This is a genomic window from Acidovorax sp. Root219 (genome assembly GCF_001428665.1).
GTDB lineage: Bacteria > Pseudomonadota > Gammaproteobacteria > Burkholderiales > Burkholderiaceae_C > Acidovorax.
On sequence record NZ_LMIJ01000011.1, the window covers coordinates 191,931 to 217,116 of the forward strand.

Annotated in this window: 27 protein-coding genes and 3 pseudogenes; 12 read left to right on the forward strand and 18 right to left on the reverse strand. The window is 58.1% G+C overall.

Annotated features, from left to right (window positions below; translation table 11 throughout):
* Window positions 1–234: 234 nt before the first annotated feature.
* Genes ASE28_RS11640 through ASE28_RS11660 form a run of 4 tightly spaced genes read right to left on the reverse strand, consistent with a single transcriptional unit; the run spans window position 235 to window position 3,195 of the window.
* A complete protein-coding gene (locus ASE28_RS11640; protein ID WP_057266698.1) occupies window positions 235–1,422 on the reverse strand; it encodes an amino acid ABC transporter substrate-binding protein in 1,188 nt (395 codons plus the stop codon).
* A gap of 2 nt (window positions 1,423–1,424) precedes the next feature.
* Window positions 1,425–2,087 (reverse strand): hydrolase, encoded by a 663-nt coding sequence (locus ASE28_RS11645; protein ID WP_057266699.1) that lies wholly within the window; start codon window positions 2,085–2,087, stop codon window positions 1,425–1,427.
* Window positions 2,088–2,113: 26 nt separating this feature from the next.
* The gene (locus tag ASE28_RS32690; RefSeq protein ID WP_200963936.1) at window positions 2,114–2,926 is read right to left on the reverse strand and encodes a nuclear transport factor 2 family protein; all 813 of its coding nucleotides are present in this window, start codon (window positions 2,924–2,926) and stop codon (window positions 2,114–2,116) included.
* Window positions 2,923–3,195, reverse strand: a complete 273-nt coding sequence (locus ASE28_RS11660) for a hypothetical protein (RefSeq protein ID WP_157421946.1) — start codon at window positions 3,193–3,195, stop codon at window positions 2,923–2,925. Before ASE28_RS11660 ends, ASE28_RS32690 begins: the two co-directional genes overlap by 4 nt.
* A gap of 732 nt (window positions 3,196–3,927) precedes the next feature.
* On the opposite strand from ASE28_RS11660, the gene ASE28_RS32995 reads away from it, so the two are divergent.
* On the forward strand, window positions 3,928–4,131 hold the full coding sequence (locus tag ASE28_RS32995; RefSeq protein ID WP_235516103.1) for a hypothetical protein: 204 nt from the start codon (window positions 3,928–3,930) through the stop codon (window positions 4,129–4,131).
* A 300-nt stretch (window positions 4,132–4,431) separates the two neighbouring features.
* Here ASE28_RS32995 and ASE28_RS11670 read toward each other — a convergent pair whose 3' ends face one another.
* Window positions 4,432–5,364, reverse strand: coding sequence for a LysR family transcriptional regulator (locus ASE28_RS11670; protein ID WP_057266703.1), 933 nt, complete (start codon window positions 5,362–5,364; stop codon window positions 4,432–4,434).
* Window positions 5,365–5,511: 147 nt separating this feature from the next.
* Here ASE28_RS11670 and ASE28_RS11675 point away from each other — a divergent pair, with 147 nt between their 5' ends.
* Window positions 5,512–5,943, forward strand: coding sequence for a RidA family protein (locus tag ASE28_RS11675; RefSeq protein ID WP_057266704.1), 432 nt, complete (start codon window positions 5,512–5,514; stop codon window positions 5,941–5,943).
* A gap of 438 nt (window positions 5,944–6,381) precedes the next feature.
* On the opposite strand, the gene ASE28_RS31385 is transcribed toward ASE28_RS11675, so the two are convergent.
* Window positions 6,382–7,260 (reverse strand): IS3 family transposase, encoded by an 879-nt coding sequence (locus ASE28_RS31385; RefSeq protein ID WP_235516104.1) that lies wholly within the window; start codon window positions 7,258–7,260, stop codon window positions 6,382–6,384.
* Window positions 7,261–7,740: 480 nt separating this feature from the next.
* Here ASE28_RS31385 and ASE28_RS11685 point away from each other — a divergent pair, with 480 nt between their 5' ends.
* From ASE28_RS11685 to ASE28_RS11700, 4 genes are all read left to right on the forward strand, one after another.
* The gene (locus ASE28_RS11685; RefSeq protein WP_057266705.1) at window positions 7,741–8,154 is read left to right on the forward strand and encodes a DoxX family protein; all 414 of its coding nucleotides are present in this window, start codon (window positions 7,741–7,743) and stop codon (window positions 8,152–8,154) included.
* 72 nt (window positions 8,155–8,226) lie between these two features.
* Window positions 8,227–8,781, forward strand: coding sequence for a flavodoxin family protein (locus tag ASE28_RS11690; RefSeq protein ID WP_057266706.1), 555 nt, complete (start codon window positions 8,227–8,229; stop codon window positions 8,779–8,781).
* Window positions 8,782–8,860: 79 nt separating this feature from the next.
* Window positions 8,861–9,268 (forward strand): OsmC family protein, encoded by a 408-nt coding sequence (locus ASE28_RS11695; protein WP_057266707.1) that lies wholly within the window; start codon window positions 8,861–8,863, stop codon window positions 9,266–9,268.
* Complete coding sequence (locus ASE28_RS11700) at window positions 9,265–10,155, forward strand: pirin family protein (protein ID WP_057266708.1); 891 nt, start codon at window positions 9,265–9,267, stop codon at window positions 10,153–10,155. The genes ASE28_RS11695 and ASE28_RS11700 overlap by 4 nt, the downstream gene beginning before the upstream one ends.
* A gap of 182 nt (window positions 10,156–10,337) precedes the next feature.
* Here ASE28_RS11700 and istB read toward each other — a convergent pair.
* The 5 genes and pseudogenes from istB to ASE28_RS11715 all read right to left on the reverse strand — a co-directional run bounded on the left by istB (window position 10,338) and on the right by ASE28_RS11715 (window position 12,908).
* A pseudogene (gene istB / locus ASE28_RS11705) lies at window positions 10,338–11,114 on the reverse strand (IS21-like element helper ATPase IstB).
* Window positions 11,104–12,051, reverse strand: a pseudogene (locus ASE28_RS11710) (IS21 family transposase); the annotation flags it as partial. The pseudogenes ASE28_RS11710 and istB, both read right to left, overlap by 11 nt.
* Window positions 11,988–12,353, reverse strand: a complete 366-nt coding sequence (locus ASE28_RS33000; RefSeq protein ID WP_235516105.1) for a DUF5710 domain-containing protein — start codon at window positions 12,351–12,353, stop codon at window positions 11,988–11,990. The gene ASE28_RS33000 and the pseudogene ASE28_RS11710, both read right to left, overlap by 64 nt.
* A complete protein-coding gene (locus ASE28_RS33005; RefSeq protein ID WP_235516106.1) occupies window positions 12,350–12,556 on the reverse strand; it encodes a hypothetical protein in 207 nt (68 codons plus the stop codon). Before ASE28_RS33005 ends, ASE28_RS33000 begins: the two co-directional genes overlap by 4 nt.
* 10 nt (window positions 12,557–12,566) lie before the next feature.
* Entirely contained in the window at window positions 12,567–12,908 is a 342-nt protein-coding gene (locus ASE28_RS11715) for a hypothetical protein (RefSeq protein ID WP_057266709.1), read from the reverse strand.
* A 1,923-nt stretch (window positions 12,909–14,831) separates the two neighbouring features.
* Here ASE28_RS11715 and ASE28_RS11725 point away from each other — a divergent pair.
* Window positions 14,832–15,050, forward strand: coding sequence for a hypothetical protein (locus ASE28_RS11725; protein WP_157421947.1), 219 nt, complete (start codon window positions 14,832–14,834; stop codon window positions 15,048–15,050).
* Window positions 15,051–15,128: 78 nt separating this feature from the next.
* Here ASE28_RS11725 and ASE28_RS11730 read toward each other — a convergent pair whose 3' ends face one another.
* Together ASE28_RS11730 and ASE28_RS11735 are read right to left on the reverse strand one after the other, a co-directional pair.
* Window positions 15,129–15,569 (reverse strand): HAD domain-containing protein, encoded by a 441-nt coding sequence (locus tag ASE28_RS11730; protein WP_082608048.1) that lies wholly within the window; start codon window positions 15,567–15,569, stop codon window positions 15,129–15,131.
* A gap of 48 nt (window positions 15,570–15,617) precedes the next feature.
* Window positions 15,618–16,055, reverse strand: coding sequence for a hypothetical protein (locus ASE28_RS11735; RefSeq protein ID WP_057266713.1), 438 nt, complete (start codon window positions 16,053–16,055; stop codon window positions 15,618–15,620).
* A 70-nt stretch (window positions 16,056–16,125) separates the two neighbouring features.
* Between ASE28_RS11735 and ASE28_RS11740 the strand changes: the two genes are divergently transcribed.
* Both ASE28_RS11740 and ASE28_RS31980 read left to right on the forward strand, forming a co-directional pair.
* On the forward strand, window positions 16,126–16,416 hold the full coding sequence (locus ASE28_RS11740; RefSeq protein ID WP_057266714.1) for a helix-turn-helix domain-containing protein: 291 nt from the start codon (window positions 16,126–16,128) through the stop codon (window positions 16,414–16,416).
* A 267-nt stretch (window positions 16,417–16,683) separates the two neighbouring features.
* Window positions 16,684–17,031: a helix-turn-helix domain-containing protein gene (locus ASE28_RS31980; protein WP_157421948.1), complete on the forward strand. Its 348-nt coding sequence runs from the start codon at window positions 16,684–16,686 to the stop codon at window positions 17,029–17,031.
* A gap of 104 nt (window positions 17,032–17,135) precedes the next feature.
* On the opposite strand, the gene ASE28_RS31985 is transcribed toward ASE28_RS31980, so the two are convergent.
* From ASE28_RS31985 to ASE28_RS32000, 4 genes are read right to left on the reverse strand one after another with little or no spacing between them, the layout of a single operon-like run.
* Window positions 17,136–17,504: a hypothetical protein gene (locus ASE28_RS31985; protein ID WP_157421949.1), complete on the reverse strand. Its 369-nt coding sequence runs from the start codon at window positions 17,502–17,504 to the stop codon at window positions 17,136–17,138.
* Window positions 17,491–19,272 carry a tyrosine-type recombinase/integrase gene (locus ASE28_RS31990; RefSeq protein ID WP_157421950.1) on the reverse strand — a complete coding sequence of 594 codons (1,782 nt, stop codon included), beginning with the start codon at window positions 19,270–19,272 and terminating at the stop codon, window positions 17,491–17,493. Before ASE28_RS31990 ends, ASE28_RS31985 begins: the two co-directional genes overlap by 14 nt.
* Before the next feature lie 3 nt (window positions 19,273–19,275).
* Window positions 19,276–20,964 carry a hypothetical protein gene (locus tag ASE28_RS31995; RefSeq protein WP_157421951.1) on the reverse strand — a complete coding sequence of 563 codons (1,689 nt, stop codon included), beginning with the start codon at window positions 20,962–20,964 and terminating at the stop codon, window positions 19,276–19,278.
* Window positions 20,961–22,130 carry a site-specific integrase gene (locus ASE28_RS32000; RefSeq protein ID WP_157421952.1) on the reverse strand — a complete coding sequence of 390 codons (1,170 nt, stop codon included), beginning with the start codon at window positions 22,128–22,130 and terminating at the stop codon, window positions 20,961–20,963. Before ASE28_RS32000 ends, ASE28_RS31995 begins: the two co-directional genes overlap by 4 nt.
* A 77-nt stretch (window positions 22,131–22,207) precedes the next feature.
* On the opposite strand from ASE28_RS32000, the pseudogene ASE28_RS11745 reads away from it, so the two are divergent.
* Window positions 22,208–22,801: pseudogene (locus ASE28_RS11745) on the forward strand (ATP-binding protein); the annotation flags it as partial.
* A 47-nt stretch (window positions 22,802–22,848) separates the two neighbouring features.
* Window positions 22,849–23,316 carry a MarR family winged helix-turn-helix transcriptional regulator gene (locus ASE28_RS11750; RefSeq protein ID WP_057202695.1) on the forward strand — a complete coding sequence of 156 codons (468 nt, stop codon included), beginning with the start codon at window positions 22,849–22,851 and terminating at the stop codon, window positions 23,314–23,316.
* A gap of 24 nt (window positions 23,317–23,340) precedes the next feature.
* Here ASE28_RS11750 and ASE28_RS11755 read toward each other — a convergent pair whose 3' ends face one another.
* Window positions 23,341–24,234, reverse strand: coding sequence for an amidohydrolase family protein (locus ASE28_RS11755; protein ID WP_057266715.1), 894 nt, complete (start codon window positions 24,232–24,234; stop codon window positions 23,341–23,343).
* A 157-nt stretch (window positions 24,235–24,391) separates the two neighbouring features.
* On the opposite strand from ASE28_RS11755, the gene ASE28_RS11760 reads away from it, so the two are divergent.
* Window positions 24,392–25,174: a crotonase/enoyl-CoA hydratase family protein gene (locus tag ASE28_RS11760; RefSeq protein WP_057202697.1), complete on the forward strand. Its 783-nt coding sequence runs from the start codon at window positions 24,392–24,394 to the stop codon at window positions 25,172–25,174.
* Window positions 25,175–25,186: the final 12 nt, after the last annotated feature.

Sequence of the window (25,186 nt, forward strand, 5' to 3'; positions counted from 1 at the left end):
CTGCTGTTAACAGACTGAAACAGTCACCGGCACCACACCTGGCGCTACCATTTCGCGCAACTTTCTGCAAATCCGGCGCTGACTCTGGCATCTTGCAGTGATCGCTCATCGACAGGGGGTTGACTGCGCCATACGCACTTGGATGACTGCGGCATGGTGACGGATTACGCAGCCCTCCACATCTATCTCTATATGCTCGGGCTTGCGAGATATCACCGACGCCCGCCGCGACGTTTACAACCGCCGAGTGCTTGCATAGGGGTACAGCAAAGTGCCTGACGACAGGGGCGAGGGCCACAAAACGGCCTGCCCCCCTCCTTGCTGAAATTGACTTATCTCGTGGCCTGTAATTCCTTGAAATTGAACTTGAAGTACTCTTGGCTCGGACCATTCTCCCCCGGGCCCAAACTTAATAGGACCCATCACGGTGTCGAACGTGGCGCTCCGTGCGCAGCCACCCAGGAGCTCGTCGTCAAGGCTTTGAGTGGCCACAACCGCTTGCTCTAAAACCTGCATCTGTGCATATGCCAGAGGAGCAGTGTAGTGCCCGAGAGGGTCAACTTGCGCCTCAGTTGCGCGCTCTTGGTAGGTCGCGAGGAAGGTCTGTACGCCTGGGAACATGAGCGCCGGGCTAGGTGCCCAGTACTCATAGTTCACAAAGCCATTAAGCAGCGGACCCAGCGCCATCTTCACCGCGGTGTTTTGTGGCCCGATCATTGATGCACCGACCATTTTGGGCTTGAACGAATGAGCGTGGATTGCACGAACTAACGCGATCGAATCATTCAAGTAAGAGCAGATGAATAACAGATCGCAGTGGGTTGCTGCCACTGCATCTAACGCTGCACTGAAGTCTTCTGTGGACAGTGCGTAGACCTCCTCATGAACCACCTCAAAACCGTATCGAGCGGCATTCTTCTTTGCACCGATGATGGGGTTGCGCGCAAAGGCTGCGTCTGCGGATAGCAGCGCGACGGTTTTAGGACGGGGGCTTTGCTCGGCTGCCAGCGCAAAGAACCCTTCAGTCAACGCTGCGTTTGGGTCTGGCCCAGTGGGGATCATCGCGAAATAGTTCGGATAACCAAGGGCGCTGTTGACTCCCAGCCCCTGAAGTCCGACAAAGAAGCGCCGGCGTTCGATCATGAGAGGCAGCGCAGGTGCGACACTATTGGTGCCGTACCCTCCCACCACCAACTCCACTCCATCTTCATCAAGAAGACGCTTGTAGAGAGCCGGAACGGAAGCTGCATCCGCGTTGTCGTCGTAACACACCAGTTCCACCGGCCGACCAAGTAGGCCACCTCGGCGGTTCACGTCTTCAGCCCAGATACTGTGCGCAAGTTGCGCTGACCGCGTATTCCCCGCCACAGGCCCAGTCAGAGACAGGCAGTATCCGATGCGGATCGGCTCGGTGGAAAGCATGCTTAGTGCCCCGCTCTGCTGGTGTTGAGCAGCTGTGTTTCCCATGCAAGAGCGACCGCTCCTGCTCCCCCGTGCTCAAGAATTACGCCTGCGATTCCCCCCGCCGTCTCTTCGCGAGCCCAATCCCGCTGCCACTCACCCATGACGGCCGTTGTGGTGATCGGCACTACACCGGCCTGTACCATTCGGCGGACTGCCATTTCATGGGCTTCGAGCGTAACTCCACCCGAAGCGTCGGTAACAGCAAAGACGTCATATCCATCAGCCAGAGCCTGGATCGCGGGCATCGCGAGACAAATCTCGGTATATAGGCCCGCCAGCAGCAGTTGCTTGCGACCGCTTTGCTTCACGATGTCGGTGACTTTCGGGTCTTCCCACGTGTTGATGAAGGTACGGTCAATCGGAGTTTGTTCAGGGAACACATCTTGTAGACCTTTGAGGATGTTCCCCCCTCGGTCCTTGATCACAGTAGTGAGGATGGTTGGCACGTTAAAGACCTTTGCGGCCTTTGCCAATGCCACTACGTTGTTGATTACCATCGTCGGCTCATGGCTGTGAAGATTGGCGAATTGGTAAGGTTGGTGATCGATCAGCACAACAAAACTGTCCGCGGGGCGAAGCAAGGCGTCGAGGCCTGTCTTAGCGATCTTTGGAATTGCGGGCATGAAAAGACTCCTTTGGGTTAGTAAAGTTAAGGGGAAACCGATGGGTCGAGAAATACGAAAAGCGTTTTGATCTTTCCGTGCTGAAATTGCGCTACATCTGTTCCTGTGACAGTTGTGATGCCATCTGGCTGAACGCCTTGCCAGCGAAGCCGTGCGACGCCGTGGTGACCGACTGCAGGCCCCGACGCTGCAAACCTGAAATGCGCCGGGAGGTTCTTGAGCAGCGAAGAAACAGCCAGGTTTATTGCTTCAGGCCCGGTCACAGACCCATGTGGCTCATGGAGTACCGCATCAGCCGCATAGATATCCTTAATTGCCGCCAATCGCCGCTGTGCATCAGACTCACTGAATACCCGCACCAAATTGGCCTGCATGAGGTCCTCGTAGTTCACGGAGACGCTGTCGACATCACCGGCTTCAAGGGCCCGATTGTTTGCGGCTTGTATCGCTGATTCATCGGGCGAAAACATGGCGACCCCAGCCTTACCGTCCGAAGGTGGCACCTCGTCTTGCAAAACGTCCCAATGCTCGGCTAGTCGACCATCCTCGATCCGAAAGATGTCAATAACAACTTGGGGCTTCGGCGCCCAACCGCGAATGCGGCCGTGGACGGCCACATAAGCGCCCTCGGCGACGATCAATCCGGGTTCGTAGTGCAAGTCGGGCGGCAGCTGCGCGACCAACTCGGTCAGTACATCCCGGCCTTGTGGCATGGCCGGGTTGTGCTGGACATAATTCTCCGCGTAAAGCTTTTCCACGACCGAGGCATCTCTGCGTTGGAACAAGGCTGTCATAGCCTCAAGCACTAGTGCTCGGTTTCCGTTGAGATTGCTGTTCATGTTGCGGAACCTCCGTCGAAGTTTGTCATGTGAATTGGCGCGCGCATCGTAAGGAAAGCGCCGTCAGGAAGCGTGGCGTACGAATGCACCACCATCTCGTCGAAATCTTCAACGTGCACTACGGTTGCACCGCTGGCTTCCTTCCAGCTAACTAGGAAGACGCCCGGGCGCAGGTTTACGGCGTCGAATCGAACCCTTTCAGTCTTAGCAAATGGCCCTTCAGCAATCACAAAAAGCAGTTCGCTGCCAGGCAAGGAGCTCAGCTTCACGGAGAATTGATCGAAATCGAGTTCGAATGTGACCCCTACGGGATACTCAGTCGCTGTCGATATCAATTCGTGCGTGCCGCTACGGTCACTAATCATTTCAGCCTTTCAAAGTCGTACATCAACTATGTCTCTGCCGGGGCTTGGATGCACTGACGGAATTTGCCATCCACTGACTGAAATTGCTCCCGCGGTCGGGGCCCGCGGCCCTGAAAGCCGATGAGTCGCCCTAACTACGCATCGCTATCGCGCTGGACAAGGAGACTCATGCTTGAGGACGTTCCTGATGGGGGAGACCCCAGGCTAGATTGGGGAAGCGCAGTAAGCACACCCCTGGGCCAGCCAACCCCGTCTCGGCCACACATGGGGCGCATTTGTTTTTCAGCGAGACGAACTATCTGGTCTCGAAAATGCGGCCTCGCCGAGGTGGGAATTGCAGTTCTACTTTTTTGTGGCACATATTGAGCATCCCGTCCCATGGGATGTATGAATACTTTTTTGCACTGCGTTTCGCACCGAAGTAATTCACATAGCGCGCAAAGAGCTCAAGCCAGAACTCCAAGTGATGCGTTAGGCGATTGCTGGGCACCGCTCCGCGATTGCCGCATTGAAGCGGACCCTCAGAGTGCCGACCTCCGAGGTCAAAGCACTGCAAAGACAGCCCAAGCTTCGGACGTCCCCAGGGCCGTGCCTGTGCCAGCGGGTGCCAATCCAAAGAACCTTAGACAAACCCGCTTGAGCGCGCAGACATTGATCGACAAGCGTGCAGCGCTCAGCGTCACCCCAAAGCAGATGGCTGCCTTGTTGGGTGTTTGCTCTCTATCGGTCTGCAAGTGGGAGTCAGGCCAAGTGCAGCCGCAAGCAGCGCAATTGCAGCGCATTGTTGAGGTGCTCAAACTCGGCAAGAGGCAGGCTTTGGCGTTCATCAATCCGCAGTGAGGGATTGGTTAAGCCACTCCCGCTGGGCGTTAGCATTGACTACGCGGATCTAGCGACTACCAACCAGGCGCTTGACCATAGCTCTGCGATACGAGTCTTCGCTTCGCCGGCCTCAGCTGACAGCCGGAACACCAGTTCGGCCTTGCGGAGGGCGTCAGCCTTAGCATCACTGGTCTGGCGATGCACGCGGCCGCGTTTCTGACCTTGCGCAGATCTGAAAACGATGCCGACGCACCGGTGATCTCTGCGCAGCTCATGGTGGAGGCCGTCTGTTGCACGGCCGGGTCAGCCTAGCGACCTTCAGGGCAGCTCATGCGATGAGTTGACCGGCGGTGCATGCTTTTCTAACAACGCCGCCACCCAATCGATGAACACCCGCGCCTTGGCGCTCACGTGGCGATTGGGCGGGTAGGCCACGTACATCGGCATTGGGTAGAGCGCCCAGTCCTGCAGCAGCGGCGCCAGCTCACCACTGCTCAGGTGCGGTCGGGCCATGTAGTGCGGCAGCCAAAGAACCCCCATACCGGCCAGGCCGGCCGCCAGGTAGGCGTTGCCGTCGTCAACTGCCAGCACGTAGCGGCCCTGCACCGTGACCTCCTCCGCGCCGCGCCGCATGGTGTACGGAAACGTCTTGCCCGTGCGCGACCACAAAAAGCCCACGATGCGGTGGTGCGAATCCTCCAGCTCGTGTGGGTGCGCTGGGCTTCCCGCGCGATTCAGATAGCTGGGCGACGCGTACACGCCCAGCTGCAGGTCGCCCACGCGCCGCGCGACGAGGGACTGGTCCTCGATCTCACCCCCGCGCACGACGCAATCGACGTTGTCGCCGATCAGGTCCACAATGCGGTCGCTGACGCCCATGTCGAGCTGGATGTCGGGATACCGAGCATGAAAGTCCGGCAAGGCCGGCACCAGGATCAGCCGGGCCAGCGGGCTGGGCACATCCACCCGCAAGCGGCCCCGGGGCGCGGCTGACGCACTCGACAGGCTGGTCTCGGCATCGTCCATGTCGGCTAAGAGCCGCACCGCGCGCTCGTAGTACGCGGCCCCATCCGCAGTAACCTTCAACCGTCGTGTCGTGCGGTGCAGCAGTTTGACGCGCAGCCGCGCCTCCAGTTGCTGGATCAGCTGCGTCACCGTGGTCTTGCTCACGTGCATGGTGTCGGCCGCCTTGGTGAAGCTGCCCGATTCGACCACCCGCACGAACGCCTGCATTGCATCGAACCGGTCCATGGCCGTGGTGCCCCCTTGCAAAAGATTGTTTGGATTCTACAAACAGTGATGGACAAGCTTGCCCGTTTATCTGCGGTGCGGGCTCCGATAAATTCCTTTCATTAATAACCCTGGGCCAATACTGGCCCCCCCCAGAAAGGACAAGTCATGACCGCGTCTTCCTCAAACACTGCCTCTGCTTCCCCACGTGACGTGGTTTTCCCGCCCGGACGCCAGGCGCTCTACGAGAAGAACCAGTACTCGCCCGCCATCCGATCCAACGGCTTTCTGTTCGTCTCCGGCCAAGTAGGCAGCAGACCAGATGGCTCCCCTGAGCCCGATTACCAAAGCCAGGTACGGCTGGCATTCGACAACCTCAACGCTATCTTGAAGGCCTCCGGTTGCACCTTTGACGACGTTATCGACGTGACGGTCTTCATGGTTGACCCGGAACAGCACTTCGAAGCCGCATGGGAAGTGGTCGGCGAGTACTGGGGCAATGCACCCCACCCCACCCTCACCGCCATCGGCGTGACTTGGCTGTACGGATTTAAATTTGAGATCAAGGTGATCGCAAAGCTGCCGGATGTTAAAGAGTAGTTATCACTGAGCTACCAGCAACACGGGTTGTGAAAAGCTCAATGCGGCGGTCATGAGCATCACGCACCGGCTTGCACCAAAGTCGCAGGCCTTGTTTGCACTCCTACAGACCCCGACCATACGAGTGAGAGCGTGAACGGGATTGGCCCTGAAAGCGAACCTATCCCTCTCTAGTCTCAGCTGAATAGCGCCTAGGTACCGTTGCTTTCAAGACCGGCTCAGCAACTGCTTGATGGCTACGGGCATAAGGCGCAGCGTGAGTGTCAAATGTGGAAGCCTGAATGGCCTGGACAAGTCGTCGAGTTCAGGCTCGGTTTGGAAACGCCGATGCAGTACCGTTGGGTATGCAAACGTCTAAGATAATTTGGTCATCCGCAAGTGAATCGCCCCGGCATTCTCAGACACATTTGAGCCGTTAGGATTGTTGCTGTTCGAACTCTACTGGTGATAGTCCCGCCGCCGATGAATGACGGCGCTGTGAGTTATGCCATGCGGCTGGCGGCGCCACAGTGCCATCAGCGGTGCATCGAGGACCAGCCTCGTGTCAAGGCGGCGGCTCATAGACAAGCCCACTACTTGGCGCGAGCACAAATCGAGCACAACCGCCAGGTAGAGCCAGCCTTCGTGGGTTCGAATGTAGGTGATGTCGGTGACCCAGGACTTATTGAGCTCAGCCACAATGAACTGACGCTGCAGGTGGTTAGGCGCGCCCACCGCGGGCTTACCATCTCGCAGTCCAGGCCTGAGGCCGTAGCCTGTCTGCAAGCACAGACCTTCTATTTTGAACAACCGCGCAACGCGATGCTTGCCACAGCGCTCACCCAGATCTCGCATGTCCAGCGTGAGCTTCCGGTAGCCATAGACACCGCCGCTCTCCAGCCATGCCTGTATGAGCAAGCCCAGCAGCCTCTGGTCGTCTTCGGCCCGTGGACTTTGCGGCGCGGCCTTCCACGCGTAGTAGCCGCTGGGGTGTAGTTGCATCACCTTGCAGATGCATCGAACATTGGTGCTTACTCGTGCTGATTGATGAACGCGCACCTCATCTGGACTGGCTGGCAAAGTGCGCGGCGACTTTTTTTGGATGTCACGTTCCTCCCTCACGTGGTTGAGTTCAGCCCTGAGCCGCCGCAACTCCTCGGTCTGGGATGTCTCCATCTGTCGCTCTTGCACAGGCACCGCATAGGCCTCGGTCCACTTGTACAGGCTGTGTTGGCTTACGCCGATCCGGGCCGCTACATCGGACACCCGGCGGCCTCGCGCAGTGATCTGCTTGACCGCTTCCATCTTGAATTCTTGGGTATATGGCCGCTTTGTCATGGCACCTCCTATTGGTGCCTCAGGTTTGAGGCTCGAAGATATCTAGTTCAGCCGGGGCGATTTATGACAAGGGTGGCGTCACGAAGTGGACTCGCCAGGAACTAGGCGTGTTCGGCTCAAGGCGAGCGCACGGCCTCTAGCCAGCGGGTGGCCGGGCTCTCACAGCACGACCTCCCTTCCTGCTCGCGGACAACAAAAAATCTCCTTCCGTAGTCAAGCTCGACCAAGAAAAATTTGTGCAAATCCATATGCAATTGAGCTTGGGTTTACAGCATGTGGCGCATATTTCCGAGCACATTCGGACTGCCAATAGCAGTTTTGGACAGGGCTTCGATGGACCTACACGCCGACACTTAAAGCCTCAACGCAGACGAGCGATCGGGCTTAAACGGGTGAATGCACTTGCAGACGGCTCATCTCTCTCGGTACACATGGGGCTCAGTTCATTCTTACCAAGTTTCTTAACCTAAGGAGTTCTCAATGCTCGCATCCCTACAAAACCCCTTTGCATTTGCCTCACGCTTGCTACTGGCTGTGCTGTTTCTTCCTGCCGGCGTCAGCAAGATCACCGGCTTCGCTGGGACCGTGGGCTACATCAGTTCGGTCGGTCTTCCCATACCTGTGGTCGCCGCCGCCGCGGCGGTCGCGGTCGAGGTGCTAGGGGGTCTGGCGCTGATCTTCGGGTTTGGTACGCGTCTGGCTGCAGTGGTACTAGCCGTGTTCACCGTGGTAGCAAGCTTCTTCTTTCATGCGTATTGGAGCGCCCCAGCTGAGCAACAGATGATGCACCAGCTCATGTTCTACAAGAACGTGGCGGTAAGTGGCGGCCTACTGGCACTGGCGGCGTTTGGTGCCGGTGCCTGGAGCTTGGACGCGCACCGCGGCCAGCCCTGATCTTGTCCGCGCAACTCCGGTTAGCGCTGGCTTTGCTATGTAGTTTTCAATCAACCCCTGAAGGATTTTTACATGACCTCTATCGCGGTTGTCTACCATTCCGGCTACGGCCATACCCGACGCCTGGCGCAGGCGGTGGCCGAGGGCGCGGGCGCAGAACTTGTAGCCATTGATGCGGAGGGCAACCTGGCAGAAGGCGGCTGGGAGACCCTGGCTGGCGCCAGCGCCATTATTTTCGGATCGCCGACCTACATGGCGGGCCCCAGTTGGCAATTCAAGAAGTTTGCCGACGCATCGTCCAAGCCCTGGTTCAGCCAGGCGTGGAAGGACAAGGTTTTTGCCGGATTCACGAACAGCGCCAGCATCAATGGCGACAAGCAAATCACACTGGACTATCTGTTTCACGTGGCCATGCAGCATGGCGGCCTATGGGTGGGCAACGGCATGATGCCTGCCAACGCCAAAGCGACCACGCGCAACGATGTGAACTGGATGGGCTCTTTCAGCGGCAGTATGTCGCAGTCGCCGTCGGACGCATCGGCCGCCGAGATGTTTGCAGGCGACCTGGAGACAGGTCGCCTGTTCGGCCAGCGAGTGGCCGTCGTGGCCCAGCGGTGGGCGCGCTGATCGTGCACTGCCTGCGCTTGGGTGCGGGCCTGGCGCCTCCTGAATAACCCCATATCGAACGTCCCTTAGGGAAAAAGCCATGTCCATTCAGCTGCAGAGCATTTCTGGTGCCCCCCTGTCTCATACAACGCACATCCGCGCCCACGAGTTCGTGGCCGACGGCAGCATACAGGAGGGCGGTGCCGACAGCGGCCCGAGCTGGCACGATCCGTATGACGCGGCGCTGGGCGCTTGCAAGGCGCTCACCGTGCTGTGGTGCGCGCGCAAGAAGGGCCTGCCGGTGCAGGATCTGCAGACCGTGGTCGAGCGCGATGCCTCGACCGAGCGTGCTGGCACCTACCGGATGGTCACACGCCTGCAGGTCAGCGGCGAGCTGACCGACGCGCACTTCGGCGAGTTACAGGCAGTGGCCCACAAGTGCCCGGTGCATAAGCTGATGACCAGCGTGAACACCGAGATCGAGACCCTGGTGGAGCGTACGGCATGAGCGGCGCTACGATGCACCTCAAGGGTCAGGCCAAGGACCTGGGCGGCGGTTTCACGGTTCGACGGCTGCTGCCGGCCGTGCAGCGCCAAGCCGTGGGGCCATTCATCTTCTTTGACCATTTCGGTCCCGTGACCGTGCTGCCGGGCGACAGCCCCGACGTGCGTCCTCATCCGCACATCGGCCTCGCCACAGTCACCTACCTGTTCTCGGGAGCGATGATGCACCGCGACAGTTTGGGCTGTGTCCAGCAGATCGAACCCGGTGCCATCAACTGGATGACCGCAGGCCGCGGCATCGTGCACTCGGAGCGGCGCCCCGAAAGGCTGGCGGACTCTACCTATGTGAACCACGGCATCCAACTGTGGACCGCACTGCCACTGGCGCACGAGGAGGCCGATCCCTCGTTCGTGCACACGCCCGCAGCCGCGATCCCGCAGGTGCGCGTGGGCGATGCGATAGTGCGTGTTCTCATAGGCAGCGCATTCGGCCAGACCTCGCCGGTGGCCACCCTGTCGCCAATGGTTTATCTGGACGTCCAGCTGCCCACTGGCGCGTCGCTTGACATTCCTGCGCTGGCGCAGGAAATGGCCGTCTACACCGTGGACAGCCCAGTGCAGCTCAACGGCGACACGGTCGGCAGCCAACTGCTGGCGGTGGTGAACGAGGGCGAACCATTGCAGCTATCGGCGCCCGGTGAGGCGGCGGCGCGGCTGATGGTGATCGGAGGCGAGGCGCTGGACGCCCCGCGCCACATGTGGTGGAACTTCGTCTCAAGCCGCAAGGAGCGCATCGTTAAGGCTGCGCACGACTGGGAAGCCCAGGCCATTGGCCGGGTGCCAGGCGAGGTGGAGTGGATTCCGCTGCCGGAGCGACGCTTTAGCCCCTGAAGGCGCAGCGCTCGACGGCCGATTTAAGCTTTGCCGAGGTTACAGCGCGAGTTGGGTGCGCACTGACCGATACAGCGCGATCCTGTTGATTCCCGCGCAAACCTGATCCACCATTTCCATCGAATACTGACCCACCCTTGTGCATGAACTTCATGCTCACGTTGTGGATAAGTGTTTGGTGGTCATCTCCTTTTAGTGGGTTCTGTTGGTTGCTGCGCCGAGCTGTTTTTGAACCGGTAGCTGTGATTGCCCGTCTCCAGAATGTGGCAATGATACGTGAGCCGGTCCAGTAGTGCCATGGTCATCTTCGCATCTCCGAAGACACTGGCCCATTCGCTGAAGCTCAGGTTGGTGGTGATCACAACGCTGGTCCTCTCGTAGAGCTTGGAGAGCAAGTGGAACAGCAGGGCTCCTCCTGAGCTGCTGAACGGCAGGTAACCCAGCTCATCAAGGATCACCAGATCGACGTGGGCCAGGCGCTGTGCGATCTATCCTGTCTTGCCCAGTGTCTTCTCCTCTTCCAGGGCGTTCACCAGTTCGACCGTGGAGAAGAACCGCACTCGACGGTGATGGTGCTCGACGGCCTGCACCCCCAGGGCCGTGGCGATGTGGGTCTTGCCTGTGCCCGGCCCACCCACCAGCTCCACGTTGTTGGCTTCCCCCAGGAACTCGCATCGGTGCAGCTGGCGCACCAGGGCTTCGTCCACTTCGCTGTGGTTGAAGTCGAAGCCTGCCAGGTCCCGGTACGCAGGGAACCTGGCCACCTTGAGCTGGTAGGCCAGCGAGCGCACCTCCCTCTCGGGGGTCTCAGCCTTGAGCAGTTGGGCCAGGATGGGCTGTGCCGCCTCGAAGGCAGGGGCGCCTTGCTCGGCCAGCTCGTTGACGGCGTACGCCATGCCGTGCATCTTGAGTTCGCGCGGCATGATGACGATGGAGCCGATGGCGGGGTCATGACGCATGACGGACCTCCCTCAGTCGGTCATAGCGCAGAACGTCGGCCTGGGGTTCCACCGCGAGCTTTAGCGCCTGGGGCGAGGTGACGGGCGCCGGCGCGGGCTTGTTGTCGATGAGCCTGTGCAGGACGTTCAGGATGTGGGTCTTGCTGGGCGCGCCGGCCTCCAGGGCAATCTCCACCGCAGAGAGCACCGCCTGCTCGTCGTGGTGCAGCACCAGGGCCAGGATCTCCAGCCGAGCTGCTTGAGCAGTGCGGCCTGCAGGCGCTTGAAGGCCGCCGGCAGCTCCAAGAAGGGGGCACCGTTGCGCAGTGCCCCAGGCTTGCGCTGCAGCACGGCCAGGTAGTGGTGCCAGTCGTAGACGGTCTGCCCCGCGCTGTGATGGTTGCGCTCGATCAGGCGCTGGTGCTCGCAGACGATGCGCCCCTGCGCGGCGACCACCAGGCGGTCGGCGTAGACCCGCAGGCTCAAGGGCCGGTTGGCGAACGATGCCGGCACGCTGTAGCGGTTGCGCTCGAAGTGGATCAGGCAGGTGGGCGAGACCCTCTTGGTGTGCTCCACGAACCCGTCAAAGGGCCGGGGCACGGGCATCAAGGAAGCCCGTTCCTGGGCCCACACGTCACCGACTGTGCCTGGTAGTGCCCCGTGCTCGATCTCGTGCCACAGGGCCGTACAGCGCTCCTGCAGCCAGGCATTGAGGCCCGCCAAGGTCGGGGAAGGCGGGCACCGATTGCCAGAGCCGGTGGCGGGCGTCGCGCACGTTCTTCTCCACCTGGCCCTTCTCCCAGCCGGACGCCGGGTTGCAGAACTCGGCCTCGAACAGGAAGTGGCTGACCGTGGCGGCAAAGCGCACGTTGACGTCGCGCTCCTTGCCCCTCTTCACGCGGTCCACAGCGGTGCGCATGTAGTCGTAGATGCCCCGCTTGGGCACCCCGCCGAACACGACGCCCCGGCCCGGAAGGCCTGTGCCACGGCCGAGGCGACACCACTCAGCAGTTGGGACAGGGGGATGCCCCGTGGAGAGACGGAGAGGCTCCTGGAGCCGCCCTGATCCAGCTCAGGGTTGATAAGCGCGGTGGAAGAGGATGGAGGCGCATCGCCGCCGGCGGGAAGCCATTCGGCGAACGGCGTGAGCACGAGGCCATCCGGGACATACCACTGCTTGCGCGCTGGGTCCCAGCGGGCACCCAAAGTTTTGACGCGGTCCTTGTCCTTGTACGAAGAGACGAGGTACGTACCGCTCATTTGTCGACCTCGGGAGGCGCATCAACCCTTGGCACGCCCTGGCGCCATGACTGCACATCCAGGAACTCCCGCTCGCAGCCGGTGCAGCGCAGCCACTCCGTAGTGCGCATGGCGCCGCTGGCGTCGCGCGCGATCACCTTGCGGTAGCTGGTCGCGCGGCAGATTCCACAGCAGTTCCTGGGAGATGGTTGAGAGGACTCCATGCCTGCTGTTTTACCCCCGATCGTCCACCACGTTGAACTCGAAGCGGAAATTGACTGCAGCCGTGTCGGGCAATGTCAGCACCAAGCGGGTTTCCTGGGGATGGAAGATGGTCTCGCCGTCACTCTCAACTGCGCCATGGCTCACGGAGAGGTTCTCGATCTTGCTGGTCAGGGTCTTGCGGGTCGCATCCCAGCCGAACTGGCCGGGGCGCAGCTTCTGGCGCTGCAGCCAGGTCCAGATTTCTACCAGCTCGGCTTCGACATCTGGCTGCTGGCCTCGGCTGGTCTGGGCCAGGGCGGAGAACTCGTACTGTTGGTCGCGAAGGACCCATTTGAATTGGAAGTGCTTCATCGTTGGGAGGTTGGGAGCCTCGATTGTCCCAAATGCCGACCGCGCCCATTCGACTGGCGCGACATCGCGCCCTTCAATGCCACATATATTTGGCATTCTGCGAAGAAGTGCCCAACATATGTGGCATCGGGACTGTGTCAGTGGCAAGCTGCACACCACCGATTGGCGCGATCAAATCGCCACTTTTGCCTTCCTCCGCGAACATTCCATGCAGACCTATGGCCCAGGCACTACTGAATAGGCGGCAGCAAGCTGCCCTCTGCGCCATACCAAGCACCGGACGAGACTGCCTTCCAGACGATCTCACTCACGTCTGCCGATACCACGACAAGATCCCGTGCGGCGTTCAATGTGATCAGGCCCCGTAGAAGCTCGTTTTCCTCTGGTGGAGCGCACAGTCGATAGCTGCGACCCGAGTCTGTTTTGATGATTCCGCGGGCAAGATCAATGGCCATGAGGGCAGACGTGACCCTGAATGACCCGGAGGCCATCTGTGCCGCTAGGTGGAGTGCTCCATTGCCCCGCCGCAATACTCGCCAATGACGAAGCTCTACTTCAGGCTGCGCTTGGAGATCTGGTGCTGGCCGCTCATTCACAAAGACCAATGTATTCATCGTTGAAATCTCACGTACTGGAATGCCTGCCAAACGCAGCCTCAAGGCGACGCCTCACCCTCGTTCCGCGCCTGGGGTGCATCAGTCACGCCCAAAGTCGAAGGCCTGGGCCTACGAATGCGATCAGCGGGACTGAATTCGCTTTGACGGGTTAGCGGTTGAAGTCGTCCCTCCGAGACCGCCTGGTTTAGAGCCTGGACCGACCGATTGATGCTCTCTTGCTTCATGCGAGAAAGTCTTCGCCTATCTGTCTCTGTGAGTTGCTTCGATGCTGTCATGGGACCTCCGTATGCAAAGCATGGTCTTAGTCTACGGTGAGCGTGAAGTTCGTCCGTGCCGAAACATGCGCAGCATCCGAAGATGCTTAGCGCTGCGCAGGAGCAATGCTCGTGGCGGCTCGCTTGAAGCCCGCGGCATGCTGGGCGGCAGCACCTTCATCGCAATGGTGCTGTCGCGCAGTACCCAAAGGTAGACGCCAGCAGCTCGGGCAAGGATCAAGGGTGAAATCTGGCTGGACCAATAGAGAAAACGGGCCCTTAGGCCCTTCTCCCGGGCCGCTCCAACGGAAGACCCATGCGAGACTCTGTTGCCCCTGCTGGTGTGCAGGACCTGACTCTCGCCAGGCAGCTGGTCCGCTTCCTCACTCGCCCTCGGACCGTCTTGGTTTCATTTTAGCGCTGTAGGTGTCTCACCGACACCAAAGCCTAAACGGCAGCATGGATGCGTGTTGAAGCTGTGGTGGGGAACTGGGCCAAGTTGTGCCTAGAAACGCACTAGTGAAAGTACACGACACAGACAAAAGGACCACCGCAATGGTGGGCCTTAAATATGGCGGGCGACATCGTCGCCCAATGGTTAGCCGCTGCCTAACCGTCCTAAGTTCTGCTCTTTACGAGCTGGCCATGGATGGCGCTACGCGGGCCTCTTCATATGTTTTGAGAGCGGGGAGGCTCAAGCACGCTCAGGCGTATCCTAGCAGCACCGCTGACGTAGGTCTGCCAAGGGTCGCGATCCCGCAGGTAAAGCCCTTGCGAATGGTTCAGCAGAACTTGCCGTGCTCGCGCGCTATGTTGTCATCACGGCTCCGCCGCCACTTTGAGATCGACAACATGTTCAGCAACCTCTACAATTTGCAGCGAAGCGCTGACAGGCCCACCCAGAAATGGGCGCCCCAGTGTACAGAGTGTGAAGGCCTCCGCAAGGAGGCTTTCCGCTTTCTGGGGGTCTTGAGTGACTTCGGCGCTGCGTGAGTGCCGCGCATCCAGGCGCTGCTTGAATGTTGGCGTGGCGAAAGCATCTGGAGCCCATCATGAAACCGACTTCGACTGTTCTTGCACAACTTCTTGAGAGCCTGGCAAAGGTGGAGTACCGGCTCGCAGAAGGGGCCGTACTAGAGAAGAGGCCTTCGATCACGATTGACATGACAAAGGTTTCGACCGTTTCCAAGGAGCGCTGGGAGAGCCTTGGAAAGGCGGCCCGGGATCCCACTATCAAGCTTCATGGACAAGCGATCATCTCAGTGGATTGACCACTGAATCATTGAACGCGCATTGTTGCCCTGTGCGCGGCCTGGGCTACAGAGCGCTCGCGAACTGATCTGCCAATTCTACAAACGTTGAAGCCGCTCGAACAACTTGCCGCCGGCTTCGGCATTTAGTCCCGTCTTACCGCTTACCAGAAATAGTTCAACGCAGAAGGGGCGGAACAGCCATGCTCGATCGTCGACCGCAACCCATGCGATATGCCCAGGCCTGTTGGCCCGCATCCAGCCAAGGCACTCCGCTTCCCGTTCAAAAGGCATGACCTTGGCTGGGAGGTCCTGCAACGTTGCATAGGGCGCAGTGACTCCGACCACACGTCGTGCTAGCGCCTCGGGCAGGCGGACTTTCAGAGCCGAGAGAGCCATGTTGTTCCGCCAAGTACTGCTGATAACGATCTCCAAGTCATCCCGACCTCGGCACGCATCAAGCAGGTGGTCGTTGCACTCGAAATGCCGAGATTCATGGCAGAACTCAGGGTGGAGCACCCCGTCGAAATCCAGGAACATCACTGGCATCGTTTTGGTGGAGCAGGGGAGTTTGAGCGCGTTCGGTGGCTAGCGAAAATCCGCAACTACCTGGACCTTTCGCAGACTGTCCAACGGCGTCCCGAGGGCCGAGCGTGCGTAACAGGCCCCCGAAGCCAGCTCGTAGACGTCCGCCATTTGCCCTTCAGCATCTGGCTCTTCTGCCTCCCAGAGCGCAGCAAGAGGCTCAAGCTTCCAGCCGGTCCCACCGTTCATATGTGCCGGCGATACCAAGCTCACGGAAGTCAACTCACACTCCTCGCTGGATTGCATTTCCACCAAGCGCAGCAGTTCCTGAACACCCGGCAGAAGCATGTCACTGGTCTCCCGAAGCGCCGAGTTCTTGCGTAGCTGCACCAAGAACCACGGCACGCACATTGCCAACTCGACTGCTGACCAGTAGGAGATTTCGCTGCTCTTGATCCACTGTGACATGGGGTGAATATTCGAGCTGTGCGTGAGAAACATGGCTAGGGAGGCGAGAAAATGAACACTATAGATTGTAGTCTTATGGTGTTCATTCTTTGGTAATTGGGGGATGCCCCCTGCCAAAGAGATCCACAACAAGCTGCCGGCTGCCTTGAAGGCAGCTCGAACGGCCCGTGGCCTGACGCAGGAAGATTTTGGTGTAGTGTCCAGCCGGACATACGTGAGCACTCTCGAACGCGGCATTCAGAGTCCGACCCTTGCAAAAATTGAGCAGCTTGCGCACACGCTAGGCATGCATCCACTCACCCTGTTGACTATGGCGTACGCCAAATCAATGACCGTAGAGGACGTCCAGCAGATCCAAACACTTGTGAGCCAAGAGCTATCAAAACTTCGTTGAAGTCTCAATGAACCCGATGCGGTGGGCTCCATCGCGCACGTTGATAAGACGTCGAATGAGTCACCATTAGATTGGAGGTTGGCCTCGTGAAGACAAAGATGAGTGGACCGTTGTGAGCCGCGAGATATCGGCGATTGCCTTGCGATTTCTGCGAAGCCCAAAGCACCTGGGGGCCGATAGCCCAAACATCCACAAGGTTCGAACGCTGCTCAGAGAGGAAAACTGTTCAAAAATGGCAACTTCCTGGATTGGGGTCTAGAAAGCAAAATGCAAGGTGCAGGCACGCCCAGAGGCGGCTGGGTGAAGACTGTGCGCCTGGCGCCTGGTATGAACTCTGAGACCTTGGGTCGGCGCCTTGGTATCTCTCCGCAGGGGGTCAGGAGGCTTGAGCAGTCGGAAGCTGAAGGATCGATTTACCTCAACATTCTCACCAAGATCGCCGACGGGCTGAACTGCGATGTGCGATATGTTCTCGTTCCCAGGATCAGCTTGGTCGTTCAGGTGATGGCGCGGGCATGGAGCACGCGACGCGGTTCCCATGAAGGCTGGCATCACATCGATGTACATCGACGGCCAATCGCTGGTTGTGCTCGCGTCGTTTGTTTCACGCATTGACAAACGAGCATTTTGGTAGATGGTCGGGCTACTCACGTTCAAATGGCAACAGACATCACGTTCCCTTCATTTCAATGGTAACGCTAGTAGAAAATTTTTTTGATTTACCGGCGATTCTTTCGGTGATCGAGGTCATTTAAACGCTTCTGAAGCTCCCAAACTCTATCTCGTAGTGCTCCATTGACCAAGAGCAGTGCCGCATTCGTCTTCTTTAGTATTTCAATTTCTGCTTTCAGGCCTTCATATTTCTCCAAGGTTTTTTCACCGTCGTTCAAAGCGACTGCACGGCCTTTTTGACGCCTCAAACTCTCGATCACGCTGGGATGAGATACATAAAGATTCGCCCTACTTACACCAGCCTGCTTGGCTAGCGAGCTCACGGAGAGCGGCACCCCCGGGTTCTCCTGATTGTGAAGAGAGATAACTGCGCTGATCCTGGCCGCTACATTCAAGTCATCACTACTTTTTCTCATTGACCGCTTTCAAGAGACTCTTCAAAATCGACTCAGTCCGTTCGAGCCGATGTTCAACCAGTTCTCGGGCTTGACTTGGAATATCTTTAATCTCTAGATACTTTTGGTCTCTCTTTGCACGATCATTCCACCAGATAGCGTGTTCCTCAGTCGCGGCAAAGTTTGCACATGTGCTGCAGATATCTGGGGAGCGCTGGATTTCATTTGGTCCATTCTTGTCACCTCGGCAAGCAGAGGTCGGTTGTGAATACAGGCAGTAGCCCCAATTGCAAGGGGCAATGATCACACCAGCAGCAATTAGCTCTTCCACCCTTTTCTTTAACATAACCTTTCCGCGGAACTTCAAAGCCGGTGGTTGACTATCTCTTACGTTGCCAGCTGCGCGACCGGATAGATACTTGGCGGAAAGCAAATTTGTCAGCGCTCGTGCAAGCTCTTGCCGATCAGCTTCGGCCAAGAGCTTTTGAAGATCCAAGTTATTTGCGTAGGCTCCATCTGTAAATGCTCGGTAGACGTGGCCATAGTGAAGTGATACAGACTCCAATCCAGATTTGTCGCGACGCACCGCAAATGCCGCGAATGTCTTGCGAGCTGCATGGGGATGCAGGCGCATCTTCGTGGGGCAATTACGAAACGGAGCCCGGGCGAAGGCGTTCATTGCTGTGACCGGAGACACAACAGCCATCCGACCCAACTTGCGCCCTGGCAGGGGAATAGCAGCTCCGCTAGTTCGTAGCACAAATAAAGCTTTATTGCCGGTGCTTTTTCGGGCGGGCGCAAACAAGTCCTCAAGCCACTTAATCACATCGGGAATAGGATCAGAGACTGCCCATTCTCGAGACGCGCCTTTTTTCTTCGCTGCAATCCCGACGATAACGAACGCAGTTTGCAGCAGCTCTTCCGTGCGAGCTTTAAGACAATCCACGTCAAGCCTGACCAATTCAGACGCACGAAGACCGACCATAAAGAGCAGCAGATTAATAGCAGCTCCTACAGAGGCAGTAAACGCCACCCTCAAGCCGGTGCCATTTCTAGAGGTGCCCAACTTATCAGCAATTTCAGCAAAAACCTTCTGTGAACAGATTTCTTTGTACAGCAAATTTAGCAAATAGCACCTTTGCGATCGCGTTTTTCCGACCCACTGGCTGTGTGCATCGAAAATGTATTTGGCTGCATTTATAAAGAATTCACCATATTTTTCAATCCATTCCAGTGAGTCGGCAATCAACTCCAGTGCCACATCTTGATCTATGGCGACCCACCGCTCATTCTCACGCGTCGGGCATTTCTTCCAAACCTCATCCTCGTAGTCATTTATGTCGAAGCGCAGCCCCGACGGACAGATAGCACGAATCCGAGAAAGGCATCTAAAAACATTGAGGTAAGTTAGCACTGTTCCTTTCGCGGGTATACCCCCAGTATGGCGAGCCCTTCGGGAGGCGATGAATTCGATAGCGTCATCAGGGCACAAGTCCGATAGCCGCCAAATCCCTCTTTCAATCATCCAGCGAAACAGGATACGGAGCGTTGTGTATTGATTATTTATGGTTTGAGCACTGACCTCTACGCGCCACCTCCCAACTGGATGATTTATATATTCCCTGAGAAACACCCTTCCGACCTCCAATAGTCGAGCACGTTGATACTTGGTACCAACACCCTCCGGAAGAAATTTAAGCCAGTTTATCTCGACGAGCCCAGCATCGTACAATGCGTGACTCTGAAGTTTCCAAATATATTTCCCTTCAAACGCAAGCACCGTGCTCATTTTTCACTCCAGCGATGGGAATGGAATGTTGGGGATCGACTGCGCCTTATCCATTACAAGCTTTGAAATAACTGGAAAAATCTCATTTCTAAGCACATCCAATGACGGCTTGTAGAGAAGGTCGAACCGCTTGCTCCACCCCTCTTTGAGCGACCTCTCTCGCTCTGAGTGAAGATGCTTGGCTGCAGCGACTAGTTTCGCCACGTTGTGTGGATCATCTATGATTACTATCGTCCCCGGACATCCAGCGCATTGATGAAATTTTGGGCACGGAACTCCGATATGGCTTCCTTCTGCTATACCCGCCAAAGGGTCTTTGCATTGAAATCCAAAAAGAGTTTCAGCTTTCGATTCGAAGGTCTTCAGTCCTGGATCGGATGCACTTTTTTTCAGCTTAGTTTTCTTTGCTTCTTCTAACATCCATCCTTGAAAAATGCGTATTTTTTCTTGATGATGAGCCGCCAAATCCTCTAACGGCGTATAGCCTTGAGTTACCCGCGAGCTACGATGCTGCATGCGTAATTGCGCGCTCGCAATACTGCGTCCCGCCCGATGATGCAGCACGCCGCCGGCACGTCGAAGATCAGTCAGGCTAAAGTGTGGCAGTTGATGCTCTGCTCGAAAAGCGCTGAGGCAGTTATGCAGAGATTGCCAGCTTGGAACTGAAACGTTCATTCCGTTAGTTCGACAGATAAACAGTGAATTCCTGTACCGCAGGGGTGCCAAATGTCTCATCTCAGAGTTAGCCGCCAGCAATCTCCGAGCTATATTCGGCGCGGCCCACTCTTTATTTTTTGGGAAATCGGGAATCTGCATGCGCCGAGACCTCTTTTTATCCCATACAAGGCGTTCGAGATCTTCCCGAAAGGGTACACTCATGATGCAATTCATATCGGCCTGGCGAAAGGACTGTGGATTGGCAGATGCTTGTGTCAACATCGCTAGGTAGTATGGAAAGAGCTCTCTTATAGAAATATAGTACTGGCAGAATATCTCTCGAATCCCGCCAAACTCTTGAGCAACTCTTTTCAAATTATATCCACTCGGAAAGGCCTCCATCTGCTTTACGGTTGGAATTGACCCGTCACCAACCATTAGAAGATATAGAAGAAAATCTGCAAAGCGATCCGGATTTTCCGTGAGTGGCAAAAGCCTGATCTTCTCCCTTGCAGCTTCGCCAGCTTCAATCTCCTCATAGCAGCATCTCAATATCTGTGATACCAGCACCTCGTCTGGTGCATCCTCTCGTGCGGTTAGGCTCGCCATTGCTTGGGAAGCTGCATGCCCTCGATCCAATCTTATTTTTTTATCTACTCGCTCTGGAGCGTTTCTTACCAGCCATTTGAGCATACGAAGCGCAGTGTTGTAAGCGGCTCCCGCCGTTTTTAGCGCAACCGTGGCCTCTAAATGATCTGCGTATTTTGATAAAACATCCACTGGAAATATTCTCAGATATCCATAATTCTCGCTGATGAATTTTCCAAACCGCTTTATAAGTATCCAATTTGCATTCTGTGATTCCAGAGTGTTACCACCTTGAAGCGAAACATAGGCTCGAGCCATCACCTCAGCAACTTCAGGCGAAAACCCCGCAGCGGAGAAGTCTCGAATTAGCGCAGGATTGTGACCATCCCCCAACCAGATTTCTACCGTCGCCCCCACGCACTTATGTTTAACTGCCAAGTTCCTCACAGCGTACTCCCGTAGAGGAAAGCCAATGCCTCACGTACCTCATCCGAACTCACCTCCAGCGTTCGCAGGTAAACCTCAGTAGTCGTCACATTAGAGTGACCCAGAAGCGTTTGAACAATCTTTACGGGATTGACCTTCTTTCCCTTGCTCTCAAGAGATTCGAGATACCCTAACGTGAGAATTGCAAACGAGTGACGCAAATGATGAAGCGTGGCAGACGAGCCAATTATGTTGGCGTATTTTCTAAACGTACGGCTTAAAGTTCCCGGACTGTAAGATCGGCCGTTCCTATTCAAAAATACGAAGTCGAAGGAGTTATCATCTTGCACGACTGGTCGGTCGACTAAACAATACCAGTGGGTTTCTTCCACCAACGCTGCAGGTGCGTAAATTGTTGCAGTTTTTCCACCTTTTCGAACAATATCAACTGGAACTGGGTCGAGCCCACTTGAAGAGATCTGCTCAGGTGACATCAAACGGCTGATTCTAAGATTTACAACCTCAAATCGACGAAGGCCTGTAGCCAATCCCCAGCGAAACATTAAGCGAAAGGGCTGTGGGGTAATGGCGAAGAGCCGCGATATCTCTTCAAATCCAAGTGGTCTAGGAAGTGTTTCCGCCCTCGGAACTAGAATACTTTCGAGCGATCTTCTCCGGCTGCCATTTTCACCCCTGTAGGGCATACGTTGTAGGTTTCTTGTGGTGACAAATTCACCCAATGGAGTAAATAGAAATTTTCTACTATGCATCCATCCATAAAAACTCTCTACAACTGTGACTCTCAAATTAATCGTGTTGACCGAGTAAACTTGGACTCCGCCAGGCCCAGCCTCACCAGATAAAGAATTTCTGAAGGCGGCAAGTGTTTCCTCCGTGACATCCCTAATTTCGGTAGACTTCGATTCCAGAAATCTCAACCAGCAGAGCAGACATTCCGCGTAAGTTCGCGGCGTGTCACCAGTGGTGCTGGGTCGGAGTATCGCTACAGAGGTGATGAACTGATTTGGCAAATCAAGCGGAAGTCCTGTCTCATCCAAGAGGACCGGTAAAATCTGCAAGTCGATCGAGTGCAACAGGGCCAGGTCGTCAGGAAGTCCGGAGGCGAAAGCAACCACTTCTTCCGCATCACGGAAGGATCGAGACGGTCGGATCAGTTCGATTCGCATGCAATGCTCCTAGTTCACTGCACCTTAGCGAGGAGACGAGCATGAAAACACATACAGACAACTCACGCAACCTAATGCCCGAATTCACGAGGGCCGCGCTGGAGGCGCTGCGCGAACCCCTGGAGACCGGCCACATCACCATCTCGCGGGCGGCGCAGCGTGCGGAATTTCCGGCACGCTTCCAGATGATCGCGGCGATGAACCCCTGCCCCTGCGGCTTTCTCGGCTCCACCCAGCGCGCCTGCCGCTGCACGCCCGACCAGGTCTCGCGCTACCAGGGCAAGCTCAGCGGCCCGCTGCTGGACCGCATCGACCTGCATGTGGAGGTGCCTGCTGTGCCCTCGGAGCAGTTGCTCAAGACACCGCCTGGCGAATCCAGCGCCGCGATCCGCGAGCGTGTGATGCAGGCCCGGGCCCGGGCGCTGGCACGCCAGGGCAAGACCAACCAGGCGCTGCAGGGCCAGGAGATCGACGAACACCTGCACCTCGACGATGCGGCCGCCAAGTTCCTCAACACGGCAGGCGCGCGCCTGGGCTGGTCGGCCCGCAGCACGCACCGCGCGCTCAAGGTGGCGCGCACCATCGCCGATCTGGCGGGTTCGCAGACCACTGCCGTGGGCCATGTGGCCGAGGCCGTCCAGTACCGCCGCGTGCTGCGCAGCCCGGCCTGAGCCCCCGCCCATCGCTATAGTCTCGCCACTTCCAGCAGCATCACTCCATGGCCAGCGCTTCACTCCCAACCATCACCCCCACCGCCACCGACGTGGTCGACAACAGCTACCTGCGCACGCTGGTGGGCTACAACGCGCGCCGGGCCTCGCTGTCCATCATCGAGGTGTTCATGGAGCGCATGGCGGTCTATGGGCTCAAGGTGGTGGATTTCTCGGTGCTCTCGCTGGTGGCGCACAACCCCGGCATCACCTCGCGCCAACTGTGCGCCACGCTGGGCGTGCTGCCGCCCAACCTGGTGGGCCTGATCGCGGCGCTGGACCGGCGCGGCCTGATAGAGCGCCGCCCGCACCCGAGCGACGGGCGCGCCATGGGCCTGCACCTGACGCCCGCCGGCGAAGACCTGTGCGCCCAGGCCGAGCAGACTGCGGCCACGCTGGAGATCGACGCCACCGCGCGCCTGACCGCCACCGAGCGCAAGACGCTGATCCGGCTTCTGCAAAAAGTCTACGACTGACGGGCCCGTGCCGGCCCGTCTGGATCAGGTTGCCGCAGGCGTGGCCTTGGCCGCCTTGTCCAGCCCCAGCAGACGCACCGCATTGCCCTTGAGGATGCCGGGCATCACCTCGGGCTTGAAGCCGGCCTCCTGGAAGTCCTTCATCCAGCGCTCGGGCGTGATCAGCGGGTAATCGCTGCCGAACAGGATACGGTCCTTGAGCAGGGTGTTGGCGTACTGCACCAGCTGCTTGGGGAAGTATTTCGGGCTCCAGCCCGACAGGTCGATCCAGACGTTGGGCTTGTGCGTGGCGACCGAGAGCGCCTCGTCCTGCCAGGGGAAGCTCGGGTGCGCCATGACGATCTGCATGTCCGGGAAGTCGATGGCCACGTCATCCAGGTGCATGGGGTTGCTGTACTCCAGGCGCAGGCCGCCGCCGCAGCGCATGCCGCTGCCGATGCCGCTGTGGCCGGTGTGGAAGATGGCCGGCATGCCGTACTCGGCGATCACCTCGTAGATCGGCCAGGCCATCTGGTCGTAGGGGTGGTAGCCCTGCACTGTGGGGTGGAACTTGAAGCCTTTGACGCCATGCTCCTCGATCAGCCGGCGCGCCTCGCGCGCACCCATCTTGCCCTTGTGCGGGTCGATGCTGGCAAAGGCCATCATCATGTCGCTGTTGGCCTTGGCGGCCTCGGCGATCTCCTCGTTGGGGATGCGCCGGCGGCCCATCTTGGACTCGGCGTCTACGGTGAACATCACCAGCCCGATCTTCTGCTCGCGGTAGTAGGCCACCGTCTCGGCGATGGTGGGCCGCCGGCCGTTCTTGAAGTATTTGTCGGCGGCGCGGTCGTATTCCTCGCCGTAGTTGTCGAAAGGGTTCCAGCAGCTCACCTCGGCGTGCGTGTGGATGTCGATGGCAATCAGGTTCTCGTGGTCCATATCTGTCTCCTATGGTGGCCGGTCTTTCACGGTATCCCTGTCAGCATGCACCACGGCACGTGGCGCAGATCAAGGGTAACTACTGATGAAAAACCGGTCTGGCTTGCTTGAATTGGTTATGAACTATAACCACAATTCACCTATCAAGAAAGCCACCATGACCCATCCAGACATCCATTTCGAGCTTGCCGGCGACGAGCAGGAAGTTGCCGTGATCCGCCTGACGCGCAGCGCCAAGCGCAATGCGCTGAACGACGGCCTGATCCTGGCCCTGCGCGACCTGTTCGAGAAAATGCCCGCCGGCGTGCGCGCTGCCGTGATCGACGGCGAAGGCCCGCACTTCTGCGCCGGGCTCGACCTGTCCGAGCTCAAGGAGCGCGATGCGGGCCAGGGCCTGTACCACTCGCGCATGTGGCACGCCGCGCTGGAGCGCGTGCAGTACGGCCCCGTGCCCGTGATTGCCGCGCTGCACGGCGCCGTGGTGGGCGGCGGGCTGGAGCTGGCGAGCGCCTGTCACATCCGCGTGGCCGATGAATCCACCTTCTACGCGCTGCCCGAGGGCTCGCGCGGCATCTTCGTGGGCGGCGGCGGCGCCGTGCGCATCCCCAAACTGATCGGCGCTGCGCGCATGGCGGACATGATGCTCACCGGCCGCGTCTACAACGCACAAGACGGCGAGAAGGTCGGCTTTGCCCAGTACCTGGTGCCCGAAGGCCAGGCCTTCGACAAGGCACTGGAGCTGGCCAAGCGCGTGGCGCAGAACGCGCCGCTGACCAACTACGCGCTGATGCACGCCCTGCCGCGCATTGCCGAGCAACCGGCCGACCAAGGCTTCTTCACCGAAGCCATGATGGCCGCGATTGCCCAGAGCGCACCCGAGGCCAAGTCGCGCCTGGCGGACTTCCTGGAAGGCCGCGCCGCCAAAGTGCGCAAAGACTGAGCCCCGCATTTC

Coding starts and splice junctions, on each gene's coding strand:
- ASE28_RS11640 (WP_057266698.1), bottom strand. CDS start 1,422: ATGCTTTCCACCGAGCCGATCCGCATCGGATACTGCCTGTCTCTGACT.
- ASE28_RS11645 (WP_057266699.1), bottom strand. CDS start 2,087: ATGCCCGCAATTCCAAAGATCGCTAAGACAGGCCTCGACGCCTTGCTT.
- ASE28_RS32690 (WP_200963936.1), bottom strand. CDS start 2,926: ATGAACAGCAATCTCAACGGAAACCGAGCACTAGTGCTTGAGGCTATG.
- ASE28_RS11670 (WP_057266703.1), bottom strand. CDS start 5,364: ATGGACCGGTTCGATGCAATGCAGGCGTTCGTGCGGGTGGTCGAATCG.
- ASE28_RS11675 (WP_057266704.1), top strand. CDS start 5,512: ATGACCGCGTCTTCCTCAAACACTGCCTCTGCTTCCCCACGTGACGTG.
- ASE28_RS31385 (WP_235516104.1), bottom strand. CDS start 7,260: ATGACAAAGCGGCCATATACCCAAGAATTCAAGATGGAAGCGGTCAAG.
- ASE28_RS11685 (WP_057266705.1), top strand. CDS start 7,741: ATGCTCGCATCCCTACAAAACCCCTTTGCATTTGCCTCACGCTTGCTA.
- ASE28_RS11690 (WP_057266706.1), top strand. CDS start 8,227: ATGACCTCTATCGCGGTTGTCTACCATTCCGGCTACGGCCATACCCGA.
- ASE28_RS11695 (WP_057266707.1), top strand. CDS start 8,861: ATGTCCATTCAGCTGCAGAGCATTTCTGGTGCCCCCCTGTCTCATACA.
- ASE28_RS11700 (WP_057266708.1), top strand. CDS start 9,265: ATGAGCGGCGCTACGATGCACCTCAAGGGTCAGGCCAAGGACCTGGGC.
- ASE28_RS33000 (WP_235516105.1), bottom strand. CDS start 12,353: ATGAGCGGTACGTACCTCGTCTCTTCGTACAAGGACAAGGACCGCGTC.
- ASE28_RS33005 (WP_235516106.1), bottom strand. CDS start 12,556: ATGGAGTCCTCTCAACCATCTCCCAGGAACTGCTGTGGAATCTGCCGC.
- ASE28_RS11715 (WP_057266709.1), bottom strand. CDS start 12,908: ATGAAGCACTTCCAATTCAAATGGGTCCTTCGCGACCAACAGTACGAG.
- ASE28_RS11725 (WP_157421947.1), top strand. CDS start 14,832: ATGAAACCGACTTCGACTGTTCTTGCACAACTTCTTGAGAGCCTGGCA.
- ASE28_RS11730 (WP_082608048.1), bottom strand. CDS start 15,569: ATGTTCCTGGATTTCGACGGGGTGCTCCACCCTGAGTTCTGCCATGAA.
- ASE28_RS11735 (WP_057266713.1), bottom strand. CDS start 16,055: ATGTTTCTCACGCACAGCTCGAATATTCACCCCATGTCACAGTGGATC.
- ASE28_RS11740 (WP_057266714.1), top strand. CDS start 16,126: ATGCCCCCTGCCAAAGAGATCCACAACAAGCTGCCGGCTGCCTTGAAG.
- ASE28_RS31980 (WP_157421948.1), top strand. CDS start 16,684: ATGCAAGGTGCAGGCACGCCCAGAGGCGGCTGGGTGAAGACTGTGCGC.
- ASE28_RS31985 (WP_157421949.1), bottom strand. CDS start 17,504: ATGAGAAAAAGTAGTGATGACTTGAATGTAGCGGCCAGGATCAGCGCA.
- ASE28_RS31990 (WP_157421950.1), bottom strand. CDS start 19,272: ATGAGCACGGTGCTTGCGTTTGAAGGGAAATATATTTGGAAACTTCAG.
- ASE28_RS32000 (WP_157421952.1), bottom strand. CDS start 22,130: ATGCGAATCGAACTGATCCGACCGTCTCGATCCTTCCGTGATGCGGAA.
- ASE28_RS11750 (WP_057202695.1), top strand. CDS start 22,849: ATGGCCAGCGCTTCACTCCCAACCATCACCCCCACCGCCACCGACGTG.
- ASE28_RS11755 (WP_057266715.1), bottom strand. CDS start 24,234: ATGGACCACGAGAACCTGATTGCCATCGACATCCACACGCACGCCGAG.
- ASE28_RS11760 (WP_057202697.1), top strand. CDS start 24,392: ATGACCCATCCAGACATCCATTTCGAGCTTGCCGGCGACGAGCAGGAA.